This window comes from Shewanella sp. DAU305 (genome assembly GCF_026802235.1).
Taxonomy (GTDB): Bacteria; Pseudomonadota; Gammaproteobacteria; order Enterobacterales; family Shewanellaceae; genus Shewanella; species Shewanella baltica.
On sequence record NZ_CP113808.1, the window covers coordinates 4,627,800 to 4,650,894 of the forward strand.

The window sequence follows — 23,095 nt, forward strand, 5'->3', positions numbered from 1 at the left end:
TGTATTGCGCTATTAACTGCTCAGAGGAGTATGTTGTTGCTCATTTTGTATCCGCCATAATTTGGCATATAGACCATTCGCTAACAGTAAAGTTTGGTGATTGCCTTGCTCAACAATTTCACCTTGGCTCAAGACGACGATTTGGTCAGCATCAACAATAGTGGACAATCGGTGAGCCACCACAAGGCTGGTATGCCCTTTAGCGACTTCCCGCAGTGCCGACAAAATCGCTTGCTCGGAGCGACTATCGAGCGAGGATGTCGCCTCATCAAACACCAGCACGGGTGAGCCCTTCAAAATGGCCCTCGCTATTGCGACCCGCTGTTTTTCTCCGCCAGAGAGTTTTAAGCCGCGCTCACCCACCTTTGTATCCCAACCAAGGGCAAGCGATGCAATAAATTGCTCTAAGTGCGCCAGTTTAATCGCGTTGCGCACCTCTTCATCCGTCGCGCCCGGGCGACCATAACGTATGTTCTCAACTAATGAATCGTTAAACAGCACGGTATCTTGCGGCACGATAGCGATGGCCCGTCGCAACGCATCTTGCGTAAGATGACGGATATCTTGTCCATCGATTTTAATCGCACCTTGGTCCACATCGTAAAATCGAAACAGCAGTTTAATCAGCGTCGACTTACCAGCACCACTATCGCCGACTACGGCCACTTTTTTTCCCGCTGCAACCTTAAAACTCACGTCCCGCAGAATTTGCCGCTCGTCGTAGCTGAAATTCACATTTTCAAATACCAGCTCGCCCTTGGTGGGCTGAAAATCGAGTGCTTGGGGTGAATCAACTATCATGGGATGTTTATCGAGCAGGCTAAACATACGCTCAATATTGGCTAAGGCGCCGCGAATTTCGCGATACACGAAACCTAAAAAGTTAAGGGGTAAAAAGAGCTGCATCATAAACGCATTAATCAACACAAAATCACCTAAGGTCATATCGCCATAGGTGACGCGGTAAGCCGCCAGCGCCATCATTGCTGTCATCGCCAGGGCGATAATCACAGCTTGCCCACCATTAAGCGCAAACAAAGATAAACGGTTTTTACGTTTAGCGACTTCCCACTGTTCGAGCGCTTGATCGTAGCGCTGCGACTCATACTTCTCATTATTGAAATACTTAACGGTTTCGTAGTTCAGCAAACTATCAATCGCCCGCGTATTTGATAAAGAGTCAGCCTTGGCGGCATCACGTACGTACTCAGTGCGCCATTCGGTCGCGACCACAGAGAAAATAATGTAGGCCAACACTGCAAGAAAGGTGATTGCCGCAAACGCAATCCCGTAGTTATAGAAGAAAATGCCAATCACCATGACAATTTCGAGCAAGGTCGGCACTATGTTGAACACCATAAACCGCATGAGGAAACTCACGCCACTGGTGCCGCGCTCAATATCACGGGATAGACCGCCAGTTTTGCGCTCTAGATGAAAATCGAGATCAAGTCGGTGTAAATGGTCGAATACTGCTAAGCCTAAACGGCGGATCGCCCGCTCAGTCACCCGACCAAACAAGGTATCGCGGATCTCCCCCGTAATCGCCGTCAGTAAACGAATCGCACCATAGGCCAACACTAATCCCACGGGCACACTGAGGGCTTGCGCGGTTTTATCGGCATCTAAGGTGTCGACCAAATGCTTCAAAATAAAAGGCAAAGCGACGCTGGTCAGCTTAGCGATGATGAGGCATGACATCGCCAGCGCAATACGGCCTTTATATTCCAATAAGTAAGGCCAAAGCAGCTTCATGACATGCCAGTTTAATTTATCGACTGGACCTTCAAAATATAACGTTGGGCGCATAGGAGATAACCTTGAATGAGTTATGCCAATTGTAACAGTACAAACCAGACATAAGCTAAACGAAACGAGCAAAGCTTGAATAAAATCAATCAGATTTTCCTGACAGACAAATAGACTTATTCACGACACAATCCGTTGCTATTCTGATCCTATTAAAAGCTAAAACGTCATACTTACGCATTACACTGGCATATTCACAAGAAATGAATTTATACTGATTTCTGTGCTGACATAAGTACCCATAGCTTGCGTTTGACTTGACCTCTGCGCCGTATAACAGAAGACAAGTTGGCTATGGGGGGAAGGCTTAGCTCAACCTTACTGCTGTTGATTATTTTTGCAGTTTTGCCCAAAATGCCATGGAGGCGGTTATACAAATCGATAGAATTTGTTAACCTCTACGCGCTAGATTTTGCGATTCATACGCCCAAGCTCTAGCGAGAACATTAAGACAAACAAATTAAATAAGATCAAAGGAAGCTTTATGTTGGATTCCGCTAAAGTTCAATACCCGCCATTACCACTGATCCAAACTTGGGTGTGGATGATGATCGAATCAGGCAATCCAGAGATACAAGATAAAGGTAGAGACAACCTTATTGCCGCCTTTGGTAGCTTAGCCAAAGCAAATGAATACATTGTTGAAATAAGCAATAAATAGATAAAACAAAGGCGCCGGGATAGCGCCTTTGTTTTTACTTTAGCCGCAATCGTTAACGACTAACTCAGGTATCGTTGCGTTTTATGTTCGCACGAGCAGACAATTAAACCTGACGGCGTTCGATAATACTCTGATTCAGAATGGCCAACAGGCGCTCGGTATCATCCCAACCGATACACGCATCGGTAATACTCTGGCCATAACACAACTCTTGACCTTCAATTAAATCCTGACGACCTTCCACTAAATGGCTTTCTACCATAACACCAAAAATAGCAGTATTGCCCGTCGCCACTTGGCCAGCCACATCTTCGGCAACCACTAACTGTCGTTGATACTGTTTACTACTATTGGCGTGGCTAAAGTCGATCATGATGTTGTCGGCAAGTTCAGCTTTTAATAACTGTTGGCTAATTTCAGCGACATGCGGCGCACTGTAATTAGGCTCGCGGCCGCCACGTAAAATAATGTGGCAATCAGGATTCCCTTTCGTCGAAACGATCGCCGAATGACCCAACTTAGTCACAGATAAAAAATGGTGCGGTGCATTCGCAGCACCTATCGCATCGATAGCGACTTTAATGGTGCCATCGGTCCCATTTTTAAAACCGACCGGACAAGAAAGACCCGAGGCTAACTCTCTGTGCACTTGTGATTCAGTAGTACGGGCACCAATGGCTCCCCAGCACATTAAATCTGCCATATATTGTGGGGTGATCATATCAAGAAACTCACCCGCGGTTGGCATGCCGCTGTCGTTCAAATCCACCAATAACTTACGCGCAGTGCGTAAACCATCGTTGAGTTTAAAGCTGTTATCCATGTAAGGATCGTTGATAAGCCCCTTCCAACCCACTGTGGTTCTTGGCTTTTCAAAATACACTCGCATCACGATTTCGAGTTGACCCTTATAACGCTCACGCAGCGCAACCAGACGCTGACCATATTCCAACGCCGCTTTGGGATCGTGGATAGAACAAGGTCCAATTACCACTAACAGGCGATCATCAGACTTAGCCAGAATATTGTGGATACTATTTCGCGCATTAAACACAGTCGCAGAGGCTTTTTCGGAAGCAGGAAATCGTTCTAGAATCGCGATAGGAGGAAGTAACTCTTTTACTTCTTTAATGCGAACGTCATCATTTTGGTAATACATAATTTTACTGCTCCAACTCTGGTGTTTTAGGCTATTTCTATCGCTGCGATAAGGGATCTCAACTGCAATACTGAGTTCAATTTATCGAGTCTCAAGCGCCAATGCAACCAAGTTGTCTCCATTTCAAAAAATCAAATATAACTTATTGTTTTAATATATTTTAAAAAAATCAAAATTCAAATATGCTGACTAACTCACAGCCTTAATGAACAAAATCGAATATGGCGGATAAAAAGCAAGCGGGGAATGCTTGCGGCGAGTGAGCTATCCATGCCTGTCAGCTAAGGTATTAACGACTAAACGCTTGAATGAGTGCAATTGATCCAGCTCTCTACGCAAGAGAACTGGATGCTAGAGCAGGCCAATACTAATGGTGCAGCATGACTTGTAACTTGTTTTGATAGCGATGACGCTCTGAATCATCACGGCTCAAAGCCAGCGCTTTTTCCATATTCAGTTTGGCACGCTTTTCATCCCCCAGCGCCCAATAGGTTTTTGATAAACCGAAGAAGAATTCATGCCGATAATCAGCTTTGGCCAACGCCCTTTGATACCATGCTAAAGCCTCGTCGTATTGATGTTCATCGAAGGCTTGCTGCGCCATATCATAGTAATAATAAGGATTACGTATCCTTGCTAATTCAAGCACTTTATTGATTTCAGCCCATTCATCAAGCCGGCCCTGATCCCCTAAAATCAAAGCTAAGTTATAAAGCGTAGTTAAATTTTTCGCCTCAAACTTAAGCGCATAGCGATACACTTGTTCGGCCCGTTTCTCATCCCCTTTATGCCGATAAATAATGGCGAGCGTATTGAGTGAGGGGACAAACTGACCGACATTTAAACCCGCTTTGATGAGGGCATAGGCCCTATCTAAATCGCCATTCACTAAAGATTCTGCCGCCATGTTATTGTAAAACATGCTGATCAAGGTTTGCTTATTCACTCGGGTCTTACCATACCCTCGTAGGGCGCGCTCAGGCATAAAGTCCACTAAGATTGCTGCGGATGACACATAGACTGAATGTAAATTCTCGGGCGGAAGTAAGCGTAAGTTCACATGACCATTGATTAAATAGAAATCCCCTTGCTTGTCCCATACGGGTTCAATAGCGATATCTTGATACTCAGCGCCCACATTCAATATATCCGCCAACGCAGAAGTCATGACCACTAAGGACATGCAATTCCCTGCCCTTTGGGCGTAGGTTTCACGGGCAATTTGGGTCAGGTTATCTTGGTAGCGAAAATCAATTTTAGCGCTATTGGTTTGGCTGGCATTGATATAACTGGCTAACCATTCGTTGGCTAACATGGCGTTATTATGGGAAAAAGTGTATTTGTCATAGCTACGCTTTACGTCTGTCACCACCTCTGGCGGCAAATAAAAAATATCCGCAACTGAAGGAATATCGACGATAGGGGAAAACAGTGAATCGGCAAGTAGCGACTCAAGATCAGAGGGATCAGGCTCGATGGTCGTCGAGCTACAGGCGAACAACTGACTGAGTGCAGCGCCCATGATGGCACTCAGGTATACGGCTCGGAATAGTTTTGACATATGTCCTCCCACACCATTAGCTCCTATTTGAGCTTATTACAAATGGCGAAAAAGACGACATAAAATGGTTACAAAAAATGACAATCGCTATCGTTAAAAAATAACGGCAAGTGATTTAGCACGTTAGTTACTGCGAAGGTCGATCAACCTCTATGTATAATTCGCGCTGCTGGTAATGGTATGGCCGATAGTTATGTTCCCCACAGGTGAAATAGCGATAGGGCTTCATCACAGTAATACAACCTAAGGGTAAAGCCTGCAGAATTTGGATCTGCTGCTGGCGACGCAGCGACTCCTGCCACTCAAAATCCTTGAGCACTTGATCACGCACAGCAAAGGCATCGACAGGCTCACTCGAGCGGTTAACTATGATTTCCCCTGCTAAGGCAGATACTGATATCAAGCCAGCAATAACGATAAGGCTGAGTCGCGTAAATTGACCGACAGCTGTGGCATGTAAGCTCATAGTTCACCCCTCTGTTGATGCAGTAAATACTGTAGGTAAATAGTGTAGGTAAATCATGCTGTAAGGTAATGCACGGCAGCCTGCTTAAGCCCCACTCTAAACCGCCTTGAGCTTAACCCATGACCAAGCCCCATAAAAAAGCAGAGCCTAAGCTCTGCTTTACTATCCCTCGATCCACGCTAGGCATCAAGTTGAATCACCATTCATTCGCCAGTTTACTTAACCAGCATTTTTAACCGTAACAAACTCTGGGTAAGCATCGATACCACAATCAGACGCATCCATACCATTGTATTCTTCTTCCTCAGTCACACGGATCCCCATGGTTTTCTTAATCGCATACCAAACCACAAAGGATGAACAGAATACCCAAGTAAAGATGAAGGCTGCACCGGTCAACTGCCCAGTAATAGTCGCATCAGCGTTGGATAATGGCACACACATTAACCCAAGGAAACCCGCCACGCCGTGTACTGAAATCGCGCCCACAGGATCGTCGATCTTAATGCGATCTAAGCCCACAATAGAGAACACCACCACGCCGCCCGCAACTAAACCAATCACACCCGCCATTAACAGTGAAGGTGAAAGAGGATCTGCCGTAATCGCCACTAAACCCGCCAGAATACCGTTGAGTATCATGGTTAAATCCGCTTTACCCCAAATCATCTTACATACGATAAGCGCAGAGATAGCACCGAACGCCGCCGCAGTATTGGTATTAACAAACACTTTTGCCACTGAGCTCGCATTCGCCGCATCCGATACCATTAATTGCGAGCCACCGTTGAAGCCAAACCAGCCCATCCACAGAATAAACATACCTAAGGTTGCCATTGGCAAGTTAGAGCCAGGGATAGGATTCACTTGACCGTTAGGGCCATATTTACCCTTACGTGCACCGAGCAATAACACACCCGCAATCGCAGCCGTCGCACCTGTCATGTGCACAATACCGCTACCCGCAAAGTCCACAAAGCCCAGTTTAGAGATAAAACCTTGGCCCCAAGTCCAATACCCTTCTACTGGATAGATAACCGCTGTCATCACCACAGAGAAGAACAGGAAAGCCCATAACTTCATCCGTTCCGCCACAGCGCCAGAGACAATTGACATCGCCGTTGCCACAAACACCACTTGGAAGAAGAAGTCAGATTCTAATGCATGGCTCGCATCTGATGATTGAGAACCGATTAAGGTACCAATCGATGGCAACCAACCCCCTTCAGTGTTATCCACATACATGATGTTGTAGCCAACCAGCAGATACATCACACAGGCAATCGCGTACAACACAACGTTCTTAGTTAAAATTTCCGTGGTGTTTTTAGAGCGAACTAAACCCGCTTCTAACATGGCGAATCCCGCCGCCATCCACATAACTAACGCACCAGAAATCAAAAAGTAAAAGGTATCGAGTGCAAAGCGTAGTTCAGTGACTGTGCCGCCTAATTTTGTTAATTCTTCCATTGTCAGCCCCTTATAGCGCTTCTGTATCGAGTTCACCCGTACGGATACGGATAGCTTGTTCTAAGTCGACGACGAAGATCTTACCGTCGCCAATTTTCCCCGTATGGGCCGCAGTGGTAATGGCCTCAATCAACATGTCGAGATTTTCAGCCTTAGTGGCAATTTCTAGTTTTACTTTTGGCAAAAAATCCACCTGATACTCGGCGCCACGATACAGCTCTGTGTGCCCTTTTTGACGGCCAAAACCTTTAACTTCGGTCACCGTCATGCCTTCAATACCTATTCCGGCGATAGCTTCACGGACATCATCCAACTTAAATGGCTTGATGATAGCGCTGACTAGTTTCATCCTGACCTCCAAAAAAACGCGATTGTTATTAACTTGTATCAAAGGTAATTCAATCATCAGGCCAACAATTTAACTTACTGATTATTTTAAATTTTAACTAAACAAGGTTATTTTCAAAGGTTAAAAATGCACCATGATCGAGCACAAACAAGTGCAACGCACTCTTTTAGTGAGCAGTTTAAGTGCAACAGCTATTCGACCTTAGGCCTATTGGTAACAAGGTTAAATTGGGGTCTACTGGGGGAAGCGTAAATCGAGATGAAATCTGAGCATCACAGCACAAGCTCTTAGACAAAAGCGAAGATCATCACTAAGACAATCATCAAGCGCAGAAGGAAGGCCCGATGTTAAAACCCGAAGAATGTGTTCTCGTTATCGTCGATGTGCAGGGAAAACTTGCACAAATCATGGATAACAGTGACAAGCTGCACCAACAACTACAGACCTTAATCCAAGGTGCACAATTATTTGAAATACCCATACTGTGGTTAGAACAGCTACCCGATAAACTCGGAGCAACCAGTCCAGGGCTTCAAACCTTGCTGGAGAAAACCGGCTCCCCCATTGCCAAGCAACATTTTAGCGGTTGGCACTGTGAAGAGTTTGCGCAGGCACTCACTAAGACAAATCGTAAACACGTCATACTGGCGGGCATTGAAACCCATGTGTGTGTTTATCAAACCTGTTGTGACCTTATAGAACAGCAATATTCGGTGCATCTCGTGGCAGATGGCGTCTCGTCACGCAGTGCCGATAATAAACAACTGGGTATTCAGATGATGACGACCAGAGACGCCTTATTAACTAACGTGGAATCGCTATTATTTGAATTACAACATCAAGCCCAAGGCGAGCGCTTTAGGGCATTATTAAAACTGATAAAATAGCAATTCACTCCTTGGCTCTAATGAAGTAAACAGCCCTTGGTTCAGGCATGACGTTGACATTCACTCCCATAAAAAAGCCCTCGCTGAGTCAGCGAGGGCTTTTGCTTACATGAGGGGTTAGCTCAGGTTAAAAACAATTTGTTAAACACTATTTATAAGTGGCTTCGCGTTTTTTCGCTTCTTCATCCCACTTAGGTAACATGTCTTTCTTAAATGCTTCTTTCTCTGCATTCATTTTTTCCATGTCCATACCTAAAGCGGCTTGTGCCTTGGCTTTAGTAGAAATATCAGGGATCGCGATAGGATCTGTGATGCCTTTTTTCGCTAACAGTTGCGCTAATTTAACCCGCGCATCTGCCGCTTTATCTACCGCTGTGCCTAGGATACGTAAGACTTCTTCAGGGGCATGCGCAGCAGCGCCGTGTGAAGCAATCGCATAGTCCCAACGCCATTGTGAATGACGGATATCGGTTAGAATTGGCTTCATTTCCGCTTCAGTTGCACCGGCTTTCCAAGCGGCTGCAGCTTCAAAGTGCGCTTTCACTAGTTGCGCTTCGGCGCGGCCTTTTAGCTCTTTCACTTTAGCTTTACGTTCGTTGGTCAGGCCGACTAAGAACTCTTTACTTTGGCTGTGGCACGTCGCGCAGGTTTCTTCAAAACGATCAAATGGGTTACCCACTTTATGATCTGTGTACTTACGGCCTTTGTCGTTAGTCACTTTTGGCATGTGACAATCAACACAGCTCACATCGTTCTTACCATGAACACCGAGTTTCCAAGTTTCATAACCAGGGTGCTGCGCTTTTAACATAGGGGTTTTAGACAGCGCATGCGTCCAGTCGGAGAACTCAATACCGTCGTAATAGGTTTCCATTTGCTCAACGGTTGTGCCCATATCCCAAGGGAATTTAACGAAACCTTTTCTGCCTTCTTTTTTCTCGAAATAGTATTCAACGTGACACTGACCGCAGACCATAGATTGCTTGTCTTTTTTAGACGCTTTGGCAAACGGTGTACCTAATGCTTCCATACCACGTTCAGCAAAGGGGCGAGAGATACGCAGTTTAGGCGTGCCTTTCTCATGGCAGTCGCCGCAGCCTATGGTGTTCACCACTTCTGGGCCACCTTTTGCCCATTTGCCTTTGAAGTAACCATCTTCACCTTGCTCTTCAATTAAGCGAGGTACATCAGGGCTCTTACAGCTCCAACAAGCCATAGGCATTGGACCATCTTCCGCGTTGGCTGGTGCGCCAGTTCGCAGAGTGTTACGCACATCCGTAATGGCATACATGTGGCCACGTGGTGCGTTGTAATCTTTCGCAAAACCATAACCTGCCCACAGCACGACTAAGCTCGGGTCCGAGGCTAACACATCGGTATTCTCAGTGCTTTTATCTGTGTCATGCCAGCTAGCGTATTGATTAGCAAATTTGTCTTTATAAACTTCGTTGCGAGGCTCTGTTTTATCACTCGCCATTGCGCCCGCTGCCATGAAGCTGGCGGCAACCAGTGCACTCAGTGCAAAGGACTTACCTGTCATCTTCTTCATCATCTCATCTCCGTGTTGCATTATTGTTGTAAATCACGACATCTCCATGGTCAAACTTAGTGATTTAACCCTGCTAAAAATATACCTCTTAGGGGGTATCTAGGTTGAAGTTTGCGCTAGATCAAAATGTAAAGGTGTTGTTGTTCACATTTCTATACTTTTGTTAATGTATTACATTATTTTCTAATGTAAAAACCACTGCAAAGTGCCATAACAGCGGCCATCAAAATGAACAGCGGATTAATGAAACGAGGTAGTCTAACCTCAAAAATCTTAGGATTAATGTTAGTACTTATTCTGCTCTCTAGTAGTTTATCGACTTTTGCTATCATCAATTTGTCCTACAGCTTAGGCGACGCCAAGGCGATTAATGCCTCAGGGTCGCTGAGGATGCAAAGCTATCGGTTAATGTTTTACGCCAACTCAGGCAGTGAGGCCGCACAGGATAAAATTACCGAATTCGAAAATACGCTCTATTCCGACACATTAAAGCCCTCGGAAAGTTGGTTTAGTCCGCCAGAAATTGCCGCTCAATATCAGCTTGTCATCGATAAATGGCTGGTGATGAAACACTACATAGAACAAGAAAACTCCCGCGATTATGTCGCCTCACTGAAGGACTTTGTTGATACCATTGATTTACTGGTGCTTGAGATGGAGCACTACGCCGCCTTTAAACTCAGGCTCCTTGCCGCCAGCCAAATATTAGGCTTAGGTGTCATGCTCATTATCGCTTTTGTGGCCGTGCGTTTTACAAAGAAGAAAGTGGTGATCCCGCTGCAAAAACTGATGGAGTCGGCGAATACCATTTCTAAAGGTAATTTTGAAATTGAAATGCCCGAGACCGAATATATTGAACTCACAGCGCTGACCCATGCCCTACAAAAAACGGCTAAGGAACTCGCGACGCTTTATGGCAACCTAGAATCGCAGGTAGCAGAAAAAACCTTAGCGCTGACAAGGGCCAACAACGAGCTGACATTCTTATATGATAACCTACTGACATTAAACGCAAATAAACTCGATTACAAGGCTCTCAAGGCGGCGCTGAATCAGTTAAAAGGCTATGAATCACTCGACTACCTAAGACTCATCATTCAATACCCAGAGCAAGAGCTTGAAGTGATTGAGGCCGATGGTGGCTGGCCAGATATGACTCAAGAGAGCACCCGTTTCCCACTGCAATTTGAGCAGGCTAATTTAGGCTATTTAGAGTTAATTGCCGACCAAACACCCAATATCGCCTTGTTTAACAATTTCGCAATTATGCTGACCCGCTCAATCGTGATCCACAATGCCACAGAGCAAAGACAGCAACTGGCGCTAATGGAGGAACGTGGCGTGATTGCCCGGGAGCTGCATGACTCTTTAGGTCAAGTGCTCTCTTTCCTGAAAATCCAAATTAGCTTATTACGCAAAAACTTAGATTGCAGTTGCCGCAGCCCAATCGTTGAGGCGCAGTTAACCGAAATCAACGAAGGTGTAAGCACTGCCTACGTGCAGCTCAGGGAGTTACTATCCACCTTTAGGCTCACAATTAAAGAACCTGATCTAAAAAGTGCTTTAGAAGCTATGCTTGAGCAACTCAGGACAAAGACGAATATAAAGATAACCTTAGACTATAAACTTGCGCCACAATGGCTAGAGGCAAAGCAACACATTCACATACTGCAGATCACGCGAGAAGCGACGTTAAACGCCATCAAACACGCTGAGGCCAGCCTCATTAACATCCATTGCTATAAGGATGACGAGGGTATGGTCAATATTGATGTTTGTGATAACGGCATAGGTATTGGACATTTAAAAGAACGAGATCAACATTTTGGCATAGGTATAATGCATGAACGAGCCAGTAAGCTTTCAGGTAAAGTCGTGTTCAGCGACAATGATTTAAAGAGATTTAAACCTGCTATGGCAACCACGACTGAGCAAGGATGCAATGCACAAGACGACGCACTCAAACCTAACAGCCCACTAAACCTTGTGCAGCACAGCAAGGGGTCAAGTGGCACTAGAGTGACGCTTATTTTCCCATCTCAACAGGAGCCTTCAAATGGGTAAACCTTATTCAGTACTGGTGGTCGATGACCATCCCCTCTTGCGCAAAGGCATCTGCCAACTCATCGCTTCAGATCCTGACTTCAGCCTATTTGGCGAAGCCGGTAGTGGTTTAGACGCATTAACCGCAGTGGTCACCGATGAACCCGACATCATATTGCTCGATCTGAATATGAAAGGCATGACAGGCCTAGATACCCTCAACGCCATGCGCCAAGAAGGTGTTACCTCACGCATAGTAATTCTCACCGTTTCCGATGCAAAACAGGATGTTATCCGTTTACTTCGCGCTGGAGCCGACGGCTATTTGCTCAAAGATACTGAGCCAGATTTACTGCTCGAAAAACTCAAAAATGCCATGCTTGGCCACAGGGTGATCAGCGATGAAGTCGAGGAATATCTTTACGAACTTAAAGATGCGACCGATGAACAAGAATGGATTTCGAGCCTGACCCCAAGGGAGTTGCAAATTCTACAGCAACTGGCGGAAGGCTTAAGTAATCGCATGATTTCAGAGCATTTACACATTAGTGAAGGCACAGTTAAAGTGCACGTGAAAAACCTACTGCGTAAAGCCAATGCTAAATCGAGAACCGAAATGGCGGTGCGCTACCTGAATCATTAAAGATACGAAAATGAGCTTGGTATAGCGCAAACAATAAAGGCAATCCCATGATTGCCTTTATGTTTTTATCAAATAGAGATTAAATAAATGATTACAAACCTTTCTCAATAAATTGCTGCCAACTCAATAGCGCCAGCTCAAAATCCTCAAGGCCACAATAAGCTTCTGACTCAGCATCATAAAGTGACATAGCCTCTTCTAATTCATACTCTTGCTCGAAACCTAACGTATTCGCAAATACCCGCGCCTGCTCACGCTCTAACTCTAAGGTGAAATCATTACCGACGAGACGCCATGCACCTCGTTTATCGGTTTGAATTTCTTTAATCATGTCTAACACTTGCTGAATTTTGGCTAACTCAGGCCCCAATTCTTCTGTAAACCATTGCCCCAGCACTTCATGATCCATGCTAAAGCTGGCCAGAAAAGTGCCGGTTAAACTGTTACGCCGAAATTCGTATTCCATTTTATTGTCTCTTTGCTCTAAGCCTACTAACGCTAATTTTAACCTATCCTTGCCGAAGTTGCTCGCCCCACGCAGCACAGCCGATTTAATACCAATCGTACAAAATATCTGTTCATTCAGCCGGAGTTCAACGCGCTTTAGCCAAGGCGAAGGCTTGAAGGCATAGTGGTGCTCTGTCGAAAGCCTTAAACGCAGTATAAAGCGCGTTGCCATGCCGTTAAGCACGAGTACTCACTTCATTTTCACGGCAAAATCAGTTAGCTTGTTTGTATGATTTTGAAAGTTATATGGAATGCGATATGCACGAAGGATTTATCTACAGTTTAGTGCTAAGCGGCGCCCAAGCGGGTTCCACCTTAAGCTTGGAACAGATCGAAAAATGGGATCCGCAGGATGGTCTACTCTGGTTGCACCTTCGCTATCGCAATAAAAAGGCGCGCCACTGGATACTCAATAGCGGCCTGCCGAAGGTCGAGAGTGATGCCCTACTCGCCCAAGATACTCGCCCCCGCGCCGTTATCGCCGGCGAAGGCATATTGCTCGCGTTACGCGGCGTCAACCTCAACCCCAATTCAGCTCCCGAAGACATGGTGGCCGTGCGTATTTATGCCGATAAACAGCGGATCATATCCACCTGCGACCGCGAGTTACAGTCGGTTAAAGATGTCGCCGAGCTGATCCTTGAGGGCAATGGGCCTGCAACTACGGGCGACTTTATCGTCGCTGTCTGCGAGCGACTCACTAACCGTAAAGTCGAGTTCATCGATAAGTTAGAAGAACAACTCTCTGATTTAGAAGAGCTCGTTGTCTCGGGCAATGTAAAAGACTTACGCACCGATATCGCTGAACTGCGCCGCCAAACTGTCGCCATTCGCCGCTATTTAGCGCCCCAGCGTGAAGCCTTTTCAAAAATGATTTCCGAGCAAGTTAGTCTGTTTAACGATTCGGAGCGACTTAAACTCAGGGAAACAAACGATAAGCTTATCCGCACCATTGAAGATCTCGATGCCCTGCGCGATAGGGCGAATGTGACTCAGGAAGAATTACTCAGCCAACAATCGGAACAGCTCAATAAACGCTTATATTTCTTATCCTTAGTGTCGGCAATTTTCTTACCATTAGGCTTTTTAACCGGCTTACTCGGGGTCAATATTGGCGGCATACCGGGCGCCGACAACACTTGGGCCTTCGCCACCTTCTGCGGCATATTAATCTCACTCGTCGCCCTACAGATGGCACTGTTTTATCGATTTAAGTGGTTATAGCCACCTTAAAAACAACAACGCCAATCGATTAGGATTGGCGTTGTTTTCGCTCATTCTTATAAGCTGAATGTTATGAGCTAATGCTTATGCTCTAAGCGGGCGATTATGTCGTCGGCAACTCAAACACATTAGTCATGACTTTATAAAGCTCTGTCCCTTGGTGCACAGACGCCGAAGCAAAGTGCAAAATCGGCACGCAGTCCTGGGGCAAACTGACCATCTTTAGCTCATCCGCCGTACCGTATAAATCCATTCGAAGTAAATTCACTAGGGGCTGTCCAGCAACCAGTGGTTCACCCACAGGCGCGAGGTATTCCACTAACCCTGAACTTGGCGCGTGATACTTTTTATAGTCTTTAAGGTAACAACCAAAGCGCTGCATTTTAGCGGGCGCAACGGTTTCAGCGATCACGCCGCGGTGACTTAAATACGCCAAAATGCCTTGGGCATCAACCAACGCATCCTCAAGACAGACGCGCTCTTGGCTCGCCAACTCCATGGTTAACGCTGACACAGCAACGGCTAAATCTCGCCCCTGCGCTTTTGCAAAATTACTTAATTGCCACCAAGGACAAAACGCCGCCTCATCCATGGCACCACCAAAGGTGTTGGGGATAACAAGCGTATAAGGGATCGACAAAAACTGCGCGGCAGCTAAGTCATATTCGGGACAATACAAATGCTTACAGGATTTAGGCCCCGTATGCAGATCGAGCACTATATCCGCGCCGTGGGCCATAATCTGCAGATTAACCGCAAGCCTATGGCCAGTAGTAATGCCCCATTCGTGACGCAACTTTTGCTGACAAGCTTCAACCAAAGTACTGCGATAAGCTTGGATCAGCTCGCTATCACTCAGCTTGGCATGTTCGCTATACCAAGTCGGCAAATCGATAGCATGATTCAAATACTCACGATTCCAGTTCGCCCCCGTAATAGGGTCAAATCGGCCGAGGGTAAACTCACCACTTTTTTGGTTGATCCCAAGGGGATTGGCAAGCGGCACTAAGGTGATTTCACCGCGGATGTCACAGAGTTCAAGCTGCTTCATCAACTGATAAATCACCGCATTACCTTGCACTTCAGCGCCGTGGACATTGGCCTGAATATACACTTTGGGACCAGTCGCCTTATCGTCGCTCGGCTTAAAATGGTAAATAGGCAAGGTAAGCGCTTGCCCTGCGGCAAGCTCGCCAATTTGCAGAGACGATGTTGTCGGCAGCATATTAAGCGCCTTCGAACAGATTTTGATGCAGCGATTTCACCACTTGCGCCGCTTCCGATTCTGCCACTAACACACACAGGTTATGTGGGCTGGCGCCTTGGCAAATCATCCGCACATTGTGTGGTTCTAACACTTCAAACACACGGCGACAAATACCCGGCGTGGTCGCAATGCGGTTACCGATAATCGCCACTAAGGCTAATCCATCTTCGACACGCACCCGGCAATGCTGTGATAATTCTTGCAACAATGCCTCACTCAACAGACCTTGACCGCTAGAATCTGAACCGGTTTTATCGAGGGTTAGAGACACGTTCACTTCTGAGGTGGTAATTAAATCCACACTGATCTTATGTCGCGCTAATGTCGCAAAGGTTTCCGCTAAAAAGCCCTGTGCATGCAACATTTGCAAACTGTGAAGATTTAACAGGGTTTGGTCGCGGCGCAAAGCCACAGCGCGAAATACGGGTGCATCTTCCACTTGATGGCGGATCCAAGTCCCGCCCTTTTCAGGCTCTTTACTTGAACCCACAAACACTTGAATTTGCTGACGAACGGCAGGAAGAATAGTCGCAGGATGCAATACCTTGGCACCAAAGGTCGCCATCTCGGCGGCTTCATTAAAGCTGATCTCGGCAATCGGAAAAGCATTGGGCGCAAGACGCGGATCGGTTGTATAAATCCCCGCTACATCGGTCCAAATCTCGACCGCTGAGGCGCGTAACGCTTCGGCTAACAGAGCTGCAGAATAATCACTACCACCGCGGCCTAATGTTGTCGTTTTACCTGCTTCATCGGCACCGATAAAGCCTTGTGTGACAATCACTTGTTCCGCTAACAGTGGATGTAGATAATCACGAGCTAAAGTCGCAATCTGCTCAACCTGGGGTTCCGCGCGGCCAAAATGGCTGTCGGTACGTAATACTCGACGCACATCGAAGGCACTAGAGTTAACACCTTTCTCGCGGATGACTGCTGAAAACAACGCCGAAGAACATTGCTCACCGAGGGACAACAACTCATCCATGGTCGCTTTGCTGCGTTGTGATGCGAGCGCGTCACTCAATACTGACATGCGACTCAATAATTTATCTAATGCGGCGGCCACATCGTTAGGACGACCGAGCTTATCTAAAATCGCATATTGAATTTGGGCAATTTGTTTTAATCGCTGTAATCGACCATCGTCGTTGATGGATTCTTGCGTCAATTCAACTAACAGATTGGTCACGCCACTCGATGCGCTGACCACGACTAAACGGCAATGAGGATTAGCTAACACTATGTCGGCACAGCGATTCATAGCGTTATAGTCGGCGACTGAGGTGCCACCAAATTTTGCGACAACGAGGGACATTAGCGCACCTCCGTGAAACACGTAGGGCAAGAAATAAACGCAGATTGAATAAAATATTGATTAACTAACATGATCACACTCCGAACTAACTTCGTTCGAAGAGCCTGGTGCTCAATGATAACGCACCCCAAAAGAAGGGAAACAGCAATCGTCACCAGAAGCTCTCCACCAATTACAGGTGACAATCGTCAGGATTCAGCCTGAGCGACCGACATAAACATGCAGCAACCATATCTATGCCTCGGCGTTAATCTCCCTCATCAGTCATCGCTGGAGTTTGTGCTCCTCTGACCGACTACCTAGTTAACGCTCCTCTTCTGTTCCTTTCCTATGGAAAGGGACGAAAAAAGTAGCAATAAACCCCTAATGAAGTCAATGCTAATTTCATAACAAATGAATAATTTAAATAAAATCTTTTGAAAACAACTAAGTGCTTAAATCGGGTAACTCGTATACCAGCTGCACATAATCACTAAATTTGCCTAAACACACTTCATCATGTCCGGCCAAGGTGCAAGGCACTAAGCTCACATCCCCTTGTTCGACCACATAAATCACGTATTGATTAAATTTCTTCCCCAATTGCAGCGCCATCGTTCTATCGATAAACACGGCCCAGCTTTTTTCCATGTGGGATAAATCCGGCGCCGCGCCCACTAAAGCACGATAGGGACTGCCGAGTAATTCAATTTCACGGAGAAGTTGGCGATCGAGTAAACGGTTTTGACTGGGAGAAAGCAGCTTTGAAGCGGGATTATGAGCGGTAATAACAGCAAAGGAAAAATCACAGGATAATGCTTGAGTCAGCAAAAATAACGGCGCTTGGTAACATTGCCACAAATCTTGAGTCGTATTGTCCATTGGTAGTCTAATCGAAAAATGAACCCAGGCTAGTGTAGCAGAGTGATTGTAAAATCCAAAGAGGCGTGAACTGGCTCACAGGAATGGCAAATACATTAGTTATACTAATCAATAGCTAAAGTAAATATCATGGTAAAAACCTCGACTCACCTAAAATTTGTTAACATTTCATTTGTTAACAAATGACTAAAACGAGTACAATGTACGTACTGGTGAGTTGAAACAGATTGAGCAAGATGCTTATCGTTCAATAAAGTTTGTTACATATATCGCTTTAAGTAACGTGAACTGACCGGGCATCTGTTTAAAATGTGTTCTACATTTGATTTGTCTTTTAAACATTTAAAAAAAACAATAGTTAAGGAACTTATTCTAACTATTGCTTATCGAAGTTGGTACTGATTACGTTTTCTCGTATTACACTTAAACGTGCACTTAATCTACATCCAGATATAGATGTCACCGTAAAGATTTTCCTTTTGAGCACAAAGCAGTTCAAGGAAGTATCAACGCTTTTATGAATATAAGAGCCCGAAGTAAGTTGCTCTTATTGGTTAGTATAAACTGATTAAAATTTAGGTAAATAATATGCAAAATCCGCACATTCTGATCGTTGAAGATGAAGCCGTTACCCGTAACACGCTGAGAAGTATTTTCGAGGCAGAAGGGTATGTGGTAACTGAGGCCAATGATGGCGCAGAAATGCATAAGGCTATGCAGGAAAACAAAATTAACTTGGTCGTTATGGACATTAACTTGCCAGGTAAGAATGGCCTGTTGTTGGCACGTGAACTACGTGAAATCAACAACATCGGTCTGATCTTCCTGACAGGTCGTGACAACGAAGTCGACAAAATCCTTGGACTTGAAATTGGCGCGGACGATTATATTACCAAGCCGTTCAACCCACGTGAATTGACGATTCGTGCTCGTAACCTTCTGACTCGCGTCAACAGCGCTGGTGCCGAAGTCGAAGAAAAGAGCTCAGTAGAATACTATCGCTTCAACGATTGGAGCTTAGAGATCAACAGCCGTTCATTAGTGAGCCCACAGGGTGAATCTTACAAACTGCCACGTAGCGAATTCCGCGCTATGCTGCACTTTGTTGAAAACCCAGGCAAAATTTTGACTCGTGCCGATCTACTGATGAAAATGACTGGCCGTGAACTTAAGCCACACGATCGTACTGTAGACGTGACTATCCGTCGTATCCGTAAGCATTTCGAAAGCTTGCCAGATACGCCAGAAATCATCGCGACTATTCACGGTGAAGGCTATCGCTTTTGCGGTAACTTAGAAGGCTAATTGCCCGCTAAGCGACACTCGCATTAGCAACAGGATTGATTCGATAAGCATCAATTCACAAAAAACCAGATCCTAGGATCTGGTTTTTTTATGCCTGTTACTTAGCGCTTTTCAGCTGTCTATCGAGGAAATCCGCTAATGAGCGGTATAAGTGATTACGCACTTTCTCGCCACGCATCGAATGTTTAGATCCCGGATAATCGATCATCTGGAATAATTTACCTTCATCCTGCAACGCTTTATAAACCCGAGTGCTGTTTTCAAACAAGACGTTATCGTCAGCCATGCCGTGATACATCAACAGACCTGCTTGATAGTTTTTCACGTAAGGAAACACGCTGCTGGCTTCATAACCCTTTTCATTACCTTCGGGGTGACCTAAGTAACGCTCAGTATAATGGGTGTCATACAAGCGCCAATCGGTCACAGGTGCGCCCGAAATCGCGGCTTTAAAGTAATCCGGCGCCTTAAATAAACTCATCAAGGCCATATAACCACCGTAGCTGTGGCCGTAAATCGCCACATTATCGGCATCGACAAAGGGCAGACTCCGTAAATAATCCACCCCCACTTTTTGATCATTCACTTCAGCTTCGCCCAAATGACGGTAAATCACCTGCTCGAACTGAGTGCCTCTGTGGGCGCTGCCGCGGTTATCCAACTGGAATACCACATACCCTTGTTGCACCAGATACTGGGTAAAGTAGTCCTGCTCGCTCCAACTATTAGTCACTAACTGGGCGTGCGGCCCACCGTAAACTCGCACTACGACAGGGTATTTCTTGCTTGCATCGAAGGGAACGGGTTTGAATAAGCGGGTTTGCAGCACTTGGCCATCTTCGGCTTTCAGTTCACCAAATTCAGGGATTTGCCATAGTCCCGCATAATCATATAAAGGATGACCTTGCTTAACCGCATTTTGCTCGACCCAAGCCAGTTGCTGGCCCTCGTCACCGTGTAAACTGATTTGCGGTGGCTGAGATAAGCTGTTGAAATAATCCAGATATACGCTCTGATTATCGGCGAAAACAGGATTGTGCATCCCCGCTTGCTTGCTCACGCGCTCAACCTTGCCGCCCGCTAAAGGCACGCGATAAAGCTGTTTTTCAATTGGCGTGTCTTTACGGCCGGTGAAATACACCCAGCCTGCGGTTTCATCTATGTATTCCAACTCATCGACAGCCCACTCGCCCTTAGTCAATTGCGTTTTGAGTTTGCCTTTTAAGTCAAAAAGATATAGATGATTAAAGCCGTCACGCTCAGACGCCCAAATAAAGGCAGACTGCTGTTTTAAGAAATGCAGATCGTTATTGAGGTTTACCCAAGCATCACTGCGTTCTTTCACTAAGGTTTTTGGCTTAGTCAGTGCATCTAACGCCACTAACTGCAAATCGAGCTGATGTTGATCGCGGCTCTGCCACTGGAACGACAAGTGTTTGCTATCGGGCAACCAATCGACACGCGGCAGGTAAATGTCTTTGCTCTTGTCTTTGCTATTCTCTTCGCGCAGGCTCACCCAATTGATGGCCTTATCTTTTAGCGTGACCACACCTAATGCGATGTCGACGTTGTTTTTACCTGCGGCTGGGTAACGCTGCTCGGTAAGTTTAATGCCATCGGCATAGATCTCATTGCGCGTCACTTGCTCGACCGCAGATTCGTCGATACGGGTGAAGGCGATAGCCGATTCATCGGGCGCCCACCAGTAACCGGTCATGCGATCCATTTCTTCTTGAGCGACAAACTCGGCCATGGCATTTTTAATTGCCCCGCCGCCATCGGTCGTCATAGCTTGGAGTTTTTTCGTCGCCAGATCTAACACATACAAATTTTGATCCCGCACGAAAGACACAAAATGCCCCTTGGGCGATAAGCGTGCATCTGTAGCAAACCCTTCGCCAATCGGCAATTGGGTCACGCTATTATCGACGAGGGAAAAATAATACAGATTGCCAGAGGCCGGAATTAATAGCGCTTGGCTATCATCGGCCCAGAAGTACTCCATAATGCCTTCACCATAAATACGTTGGCGCTCGCGGCGGGCTTTTTCTTCATCGGATAATTCATTTGTCGCAAGTTTATCGGCATTTAATAGCAGGCTCGACTCACCGCTTTTGACATCCATCTGCCAGAGATCATAAAAACTTTGATTGTCTTTACGGCCAGCAAGATAGGTGACGCGCAGCCCATCGGGTGACAATTTTAAACCACGGGGACTGGTGCCTGCTAAGGCGGGCGAGGCATTCATTCGCTCAATCGTCAATGGCAGTTTGCCGCCTTCCATTGCCAAAGCTGGGGTGGTTGTTGAAATCATAGCTGTCGAAATCATGGCCATTTGGCTCGCTATCAGTAGGGGAACGGCGCGCACCTTAAGTGAGCACGCAGGGAACCAAGTTAACCTATTTTTAATCATTATTATTCCTTGGAAGTATAATCGCCTAAGATGTCAGCGATTAAAAACAAGCCGACATTGTGCCAGAGGCAAACCCCAAATAGAAATAGCATGCAATATACAGATACAAATTAGGAGCATCTCGTAGGCTCAGTCCAAATAATCCCTAAAAGCCTTAATATTCGCTAAAAGCATCTGCAACATCGCTGAAATTGTCGACTAACTGGGTTATCATTCGCGGCAAATAACGAAATTGACCTCATTGTTGAACCTCTAAAGGACATAACATGCAGACTCTGGCCCAGCACCTGACCTCACAGGCAGTGAACGACTCCCTTTCCCACCTGATTTTAACCTTAGCCGACACCTCAAAAGCCATTAGCCATGCCGTTCGCCACGGTGCGCTTGCAGGCGTGTTAGGCGCGACTGAGCAAGAAAACGTCCAAGGTGAAACCCAGAAAAAACTGGATATCATCACCAACGACATGCTCAAAGATGCATTAAAAGCTGACGGTACAGTGCGCGGTTTGGCATCGGAAGAAGAAGATCATGTGGTTAAAGTCAGCCAAAATGGCCAATATCTAGTGTGTTTCGATCCACTAGATGGCTCATCTAATATTGATATCAACTCGTTAGTCGGCACGATTTTCTCTATCCTGCCCGCCCCTGCTGGCGAGTTGACTGAAACCAGCTTTTTACAATCTGGCCGTGCGCAATTAGCCGCAGGTTATGTACTTTATGGCCCATCGACCATGCTGGCATTAACCACTGGCCAAGGTGTGCAACTCTTTACTTTGCACCCAGAAACCAATGAGTTTTTACTGACTAACGCCGCCATGAGCATTAGCCCAGAGACCCAAGAGTTTGCCATTAACATGTCGAACCAACGTTTTTGGGAAGCGCCAATGCAAACCTATATTGCCGATTTACTGCTCGGTAAAATTGGCCCACGCGAAAAATCATTCAACATGCGCTGGATTGCGGCCATGGTCGGCGACGTACACCGCGTGCTATCACGTGGCGGTATTTTCACCTACCCAACCGACAATAAAGATCCTAAAAAACCGTACAAACTGCGCTTGATGTACGAAGCCAATCCAATGGCCTTCTTAGTCGAACAAGCTGGCGGTAAAGCCTCAACGGGTTACGAAACTATTTTAGACATTACTCCAACGCATATTCACCAGCGTGTTGCCGTCATCCTAGGCAGCAGCAATGAAGTCGACGCTTGCCTGAGCTATCACGGTATTGATTACAGTGAAGAGCCCAATCCAGAAGTGTAATTCTTGCGTTGTTAATGCTTAAACTAAAAAAAGCCACTGATTACAGTGGCTTTTTTAGTTTTTATACGGCCTTACGGCCGAGAAAGTCGTGGGGCTTCCCCCCACACCCGACCAAAAGGGAAAAAACGCCTATTCCCCTTTTGGAAATCCCCCGGCGACCCTAGCGAAGTTACATGCATTAGAGACTAGCTTCGTGCTTATTCAAAAATCGCTAACGCTTCCGATGGGGCGTCCCTTCCCCCCGAAAGCTACGCAGACGTCCTGTCTGCGTCACGCGATTTTCTTCAACGCCCTTCAGCAACTTCGCAGGGAAAGGTGAACTTCTATAGTCTAGGTGTCGGCAG

At 46.1% G+C, this 23,095-nt stretch carries 19 protein-coding genes, 1 pseudogene and 1 riboswitch; of the genes and pseudogenes, 7 read left to right on the forward strand and 13 right to left on the reverse strand.

Features of this window, described 5'->3' with window-relative positions:
- Nucleotides 1-12: 12 nt before the first annotated feature.
- A complete protein-coding gene (locus OX890_RS19680) occupies nt 13-1,809 on the reverse strand; it encodes an ABCB family ABC transporter ATP-binding protein/permease (protein ID WP_126492762.1) in 1,797 nt (598 codons plus the stop codon).
- A gap of 484 nt (nt 1,810-2,293) precedes the next feature.
- Between OX890_RS19680 and OX890_RS19685 the strand changes: the two genes are divergently transcribed.
- The gene (locus tag OX890_RS19685; RefSeq protein WP_006080150.1) at nt 2,294-2,470 is read left to right on the forward strand and encodes a hypothetical protein; all 177 of its coding nucleotides are present in this window, start codon (nt 2,294-2,296) and stop codon (nt 2,468-2,470) included.
- Nucleotides 2,471-2,573: 103 nt separating this feature from the next.
- Here the strand turns inward: OX890_RS19685 and aroG are convergent, their stop codons facing one another.
- The 5 genes from aroG to OX890_RS19710 all read right to left on the reverse strand — a co-directional run bounded on the left by aroG (nt 2,574) and on the right by OX890_RS19710 (nt 7,475).
- Nucleotides 2,574-3,629: a 3-deoxy-7-phosphoheptulonate synthase AroG gene (aroG, locus tag OX890_RS19690; protein WP_126492763.1), complete on the reverse strand. Its 1,056-nt coding sequence runs from the start codon at nt 3,627-3,629 to the stop codon at nt 2,574-2,576.
- 367 nt (nt 3,630-3,996) lie between these two features.
- A complete protein-coding gene (locus tag OX890_RS19695) occupies nt 3,997-5,190 on the reverse strand; it encodes a tetratricopeptide repeat protein (protein WP_012197656.1) in 1,194 nt (397 codons plus the stop codon).
- A 127-nt stretch (nt 5,191-5,317) separates the two neighbouring features.
- A complete protein-coding gene (locus OX890_RS19700; protein ID WP_268649782.1) occupies nt 5,318-5,656 on the reverse strand; it encodes a hypothetical protein in 339 nt (112 codons plus the stop codon).
- 219 nt (nt 5,657-5,875) lie between these two features.
- Nucleotides 5,876-7,126, reverse strand: a complete 1,251-nt coding sequence (locus OX890_RS19705; protein WP_259511113.1) for an ammonium transporter — start codon at nt 7,124-7,126, stop codon at nt 5,876-5,878.
- A gap of 10 nt (nt 7,127-7,136) precedes the next feature.
- Nucleotides 7,137-7,475 (reverse strand): P-II family nitrogen regulator, encoded by a 339-nt coding sequence (locus tag OX890_RS19710; RefSeq protein WP_006080143.1) that lies wholly within the window; start codon nt 7,473-7,475, stop codon nt 7,137-7,139.
- A gap of 344 nt (nt 7,476-7,819) precedes the next feature.
- Here OX890_RS19710 and OX890_RS19715 point away from each other — a divergent pair, with 344 nt between their 5' ends.
- A complete protein-coding gene (locus OX890_RS19715; RefSeq protein ID WP_268649783.1) occupies nt 7,820-8,362 on the forward strand; it encodes a hydrolase in 543 nt (180 codons plus the stop codon).
- Between the two features lie 148 nt (nt 8,363-8,510).
- Here OX890_RS19715 and nrfA read toward each other — a convergent pair whose 3' ends face one another.
- On the reverse strand, nt 8,511-9,914 hold the full coding sequence (gene nrfA / locus OX890_RS19720) for an ammonia-forming nitrite reductase cytochrome c552 subunit (RefSeq protein WP_006084160.1): 1,404 nt from the start codon (nt 9,912-9,914) through the stop codon (nt 8,511-8,513).
- A 225-nt stretch (nt 9,915-10,139) separates the two neighbouring features.
- Between nrfA and narQ the strand changes: the two genes are divergently transcribed.
- Together narQ and OX890_RS19730 are read left to right on the forward strand one after the other, a co-directional pair.
- On the forward strand, nt 10,140-11,975 hold the full coding sequence (narQ, locus tag OX890_RS19725) for a nitrate/nitrite two-component system sensor histidine kinase NarQ (RefSeq protein WP_268649784.1): 1,836 nt from the start codon (nt 10,140-10,142) through the stop codon (nt 11,973-11,975).
- On the forward strand, nt 11,968-12,597 hold the full coding sequence (locus tag OX890_RS19730; RefSeq protein WP_173247473.1) for a response regulator: 630 nt from the start codon (nt 11,968-11,970) through the stop codon (nt 12,595-12,597). Before narQ ends, OX890_RS19730 begins: the two co-directional genes overlap by 8 nt.
- A gap of 91 nt (nt 12,598-12,688) precedes the next feature.
- Here the strand turns inward: OX890_RS19730 and OX890_RS19735 are convergent, their stop codons facing one another.
- Nucleotides 12,689-13,063, reverse strand: coding sequence for a YacL family protein (locus OX890_RS19735; RefSeq protein ID WP_268650631.1), 375 nt, complete (start codon nt 13,061-13,063; stop codon nt 12,689-12,691).
- Between the two features lie 87 nt (nt 13,064-13,150).
- Nucleotides 13,151-13,276 (reverse strand): annotated as a pseudogene (locus tag OX890_RS21225) (YacL family protein); the annotation flags it as partial.
- A gap of 86 nt (nt 13,277-13,362) precedes the next feature.
- Here OX890_RS21225 and OX890_RS19740 point away from each other — a divergent pair.
- The gene (locus OX890_RS19740; RefSeq protein WP_012588585.1) at nt 13,363-14,328 is read left to right on the forward strand and encodes a zinc transporter ZntB; all 966 of its coding nucleotides are present in this window, start codon (nt 13,363-13,365) and stop codon (nt 14,326-14,328) included.
- 103 nt (nt 14,329-14,431) lie between these two features.
- Here the strand turns inward: OX890_RS19740 and OX890_RS19745 are convergent, their stop codons facing one another.
- The 3 genes from OX890_RS19745 to OX890_RS19755 form a co-directional block, all read right to left on the reverse strand.
- A complete protein-coding gene (locus OX890_RS19745; protein WP_268649785.1) occupies nt 14,432-15,553 on the reverse strand; it encodes a succinylglutamate desuccinylase/aspartoacylase family protein in 1,122 nt (373 codons plus the stop codon).
- 1 nt (nt 15,554) lies between these two features.
- A complete protein-coding gene (lysC, locus tag OX890_RS19750) occupies nt 15,555-16,910 on the reverse strand; it encodes a lysine-sensitive aspartokinase 3 (RefSeq protein ID WP_268649786.1) in 1,356 nt (451 codons plus the stop codon).
- A 150-nt stretch (nt 16,911-17,060) separates the two neighbouring features.
- Nucleotides 17,061-17,235: riboswitch (Lysine riboswitch) on the reverse strand.
- Nucleotides 17,236-17,336: 101 nt separating this feature from the next.
- On the reverse strand, nt 17,337-17,771 hold the full coding sequence (locus tag OX890_RS19755) for a DUF3293 domain-containing protein (protein ID WP_268649787.1): 435 nt from the start codon (nt 17,769-17,771) through the stop codon (nt 17,337-17,339).
- A gap of 588 nt (nt 17,772-18,359) precedes the next feature.
- Between OX890_RS19755 and arcA the strand changes: the two genes are divergently transcribed.
- Nucleotides 18,360-19,076 carry a two-component system response regulator ArcA gene (gene arcA, locus OX890_RS19760; protein WP_006080127.1) on the forward strand — a complete coding sequence of 239 codons (717 nt, stop codon included), beginning with the start codon at nt 18,360-18,362 and terminating at the stop codon, nt 19,074-19,076.
- Nucleotides 19,077-19,173: 97 nt separating this feature from the next.
- Here arcA and OX890_RS19765 read toward each other — a convergent pair whose 3' ends face one another.
- Entirely contained in the window at nt 19,174-21,489 is a 2,316-nt protein-coding gene (locus OX890_RS19765) for a S9 family peptidase (protein ID WP_268649788.1), read from the reverse strand.
- A 266-nt stretch (nt 21,490-21,755) separates the two neighbouring features.
- Here OX890_RS19765 and OX890_RS19770 point away from each other — a divergent pair, with 266 nt between their 5' ends.
- Nucleotides 21,756-22,751: a class 1 fructose-bisphosphatase gene (locus OX890_RS19770; protein ID WP_268649789.1), complete on the forward strand. Its 996-nt coding sequence runs from the start codon at nt 21,756-21,758 to the stop codon at nt 22,749-22,751.
- Nucleotides 22,752-23,095 lie beyond the last annotated feature (344 nt).

Bases quoted from the DNA above. Each gene is read 5' to 3' on its own strand.
- OX890_RS19680 (WP_126492762.1), bottom strand. From the start codon at position 1,809: ATGCGCCCAACGTTATATTTTGAAGGTCCAGTCGATAAATTAAACTGG.
- OX890_RS19685 (WP_006080150.1), top strand. From the start codon at position 2,294: ATGTTGGATTCCGCTAAAGTTCAATACCCGCCATTACCACTGATCCAA.
- aroG (WP_126492763.1), bottom strand. From the start codon at position 3,629: ATGTATTACCAAAATGATGACGTTCGCATTAAAGAAGTAAAAGAGTTA.
- OX890_RS19695 (WP_012197656.1), bottom strand. From the start codon at position 5,190: ATGTCAAAACTATTCCGAGCCGTATACCTGAGTGCCATCATGGGCGCT.
- OX890_RS19700 (WP_268649782.1), bottom strand. From the start codon at position 5,656: ATGAGCTTACATGCCACAGCTGTCGGTCAATTTACGCGACTCAGCCTT.
- OX890_RS19705 (WP_259511113.1), bottom strand. From the start codon at position 7,126: ATGGAAGAATTAACAAAATTAGGCGGCACAGTCACTGAACTACGCTTT.
- OX890_RS19710 (WP_006080143.1), bottom strand. From the start codon at position 7,475: ATGAAACTAGTCAGCGCTATCATCAAGCCATTTAAGTTGGATGATGTC.
- OX890_RS19715 (WP_268649783.1), top strand. From the start codon at position 7,820: ATGTTAAAACCCGAAGAATGTGTTCTCGTTATCGTCGATGTGCAGGGA.
- nrfA (WP_006084160.1), bottom strand. From the start codon at position 9,914: ATGATGAAGAAGATGACAGGTAAGTCCTTTGCACTGAGTGCACTGGTT.
- narQ (WP_268649784.1), top strand. From the start codon at position 10,140: ATGAACAGCGGATTAATGAAACGAGGTAGTCTAACCTCAAAAATCTTA.
- OX890_RS19730 (WP_173247473.1), top strand. From the start codon at position 11,968: ATGGGTAAACCTTATTCAGTACTGGTGGTCGATGACCATCCCCTCTTG.
- OX890_RS19735 (WP_268650631.1), bottom strand. From the start codon at position 13,063: ATGGAATACGAATTTCGGCGTAACAGTTTAACCGGCACTTTTCTGGCC.
- OX890_RS19740 (WP_012588585.1), top strand. From the start codon at position 13,363: ATGCACGAAGGATTTATCTACAGTTTAGTGCTAAGCGGCGCCCAAGCG.
- OX890_RS19745 (WP_268649785.1), bottom strand. From the start codon at position 15,553: ATGCTGCCGACAACATCGTCTCTGCAAATTGGCGAGCTTGCCGCAGGG.
- lysC (WP_268649786.1), bottom strand. From the start codon at position 16,910: ATGTCCCTCGTTGTCGCAAAATTTGGTGGCACCTCAGTCGCCGACTAT.
- OX890_RS19755 (WP_268649787.1), bottom strand. From the start codon at position 17,771: ATGGACAATACGACTCAAGATTTGTGGCAATGTTACCAAGCGCCGTTA.
- arcA (WP_006080127.1), top strand. From the start codon at position 18,360: ATGCAAAATCCGCACATTCTGATCGTTGAAGATGAAGCCGTTACCCGT.
- OX890_RS19765 (WP_268649788.1), bottom strand. From the start codon at position 21,489: ATGATTAAAAATAGGTTAACTTGGTTCCCTGCGTGCTCACTTAAGGTG.
- OX890_RS19770 (WP_268649789.1), top strand. From the start codon at position 21,756: ATGCAGACTCTGGCCCAGCACCTGACCTCACAGGCAGTGAACGACTCC.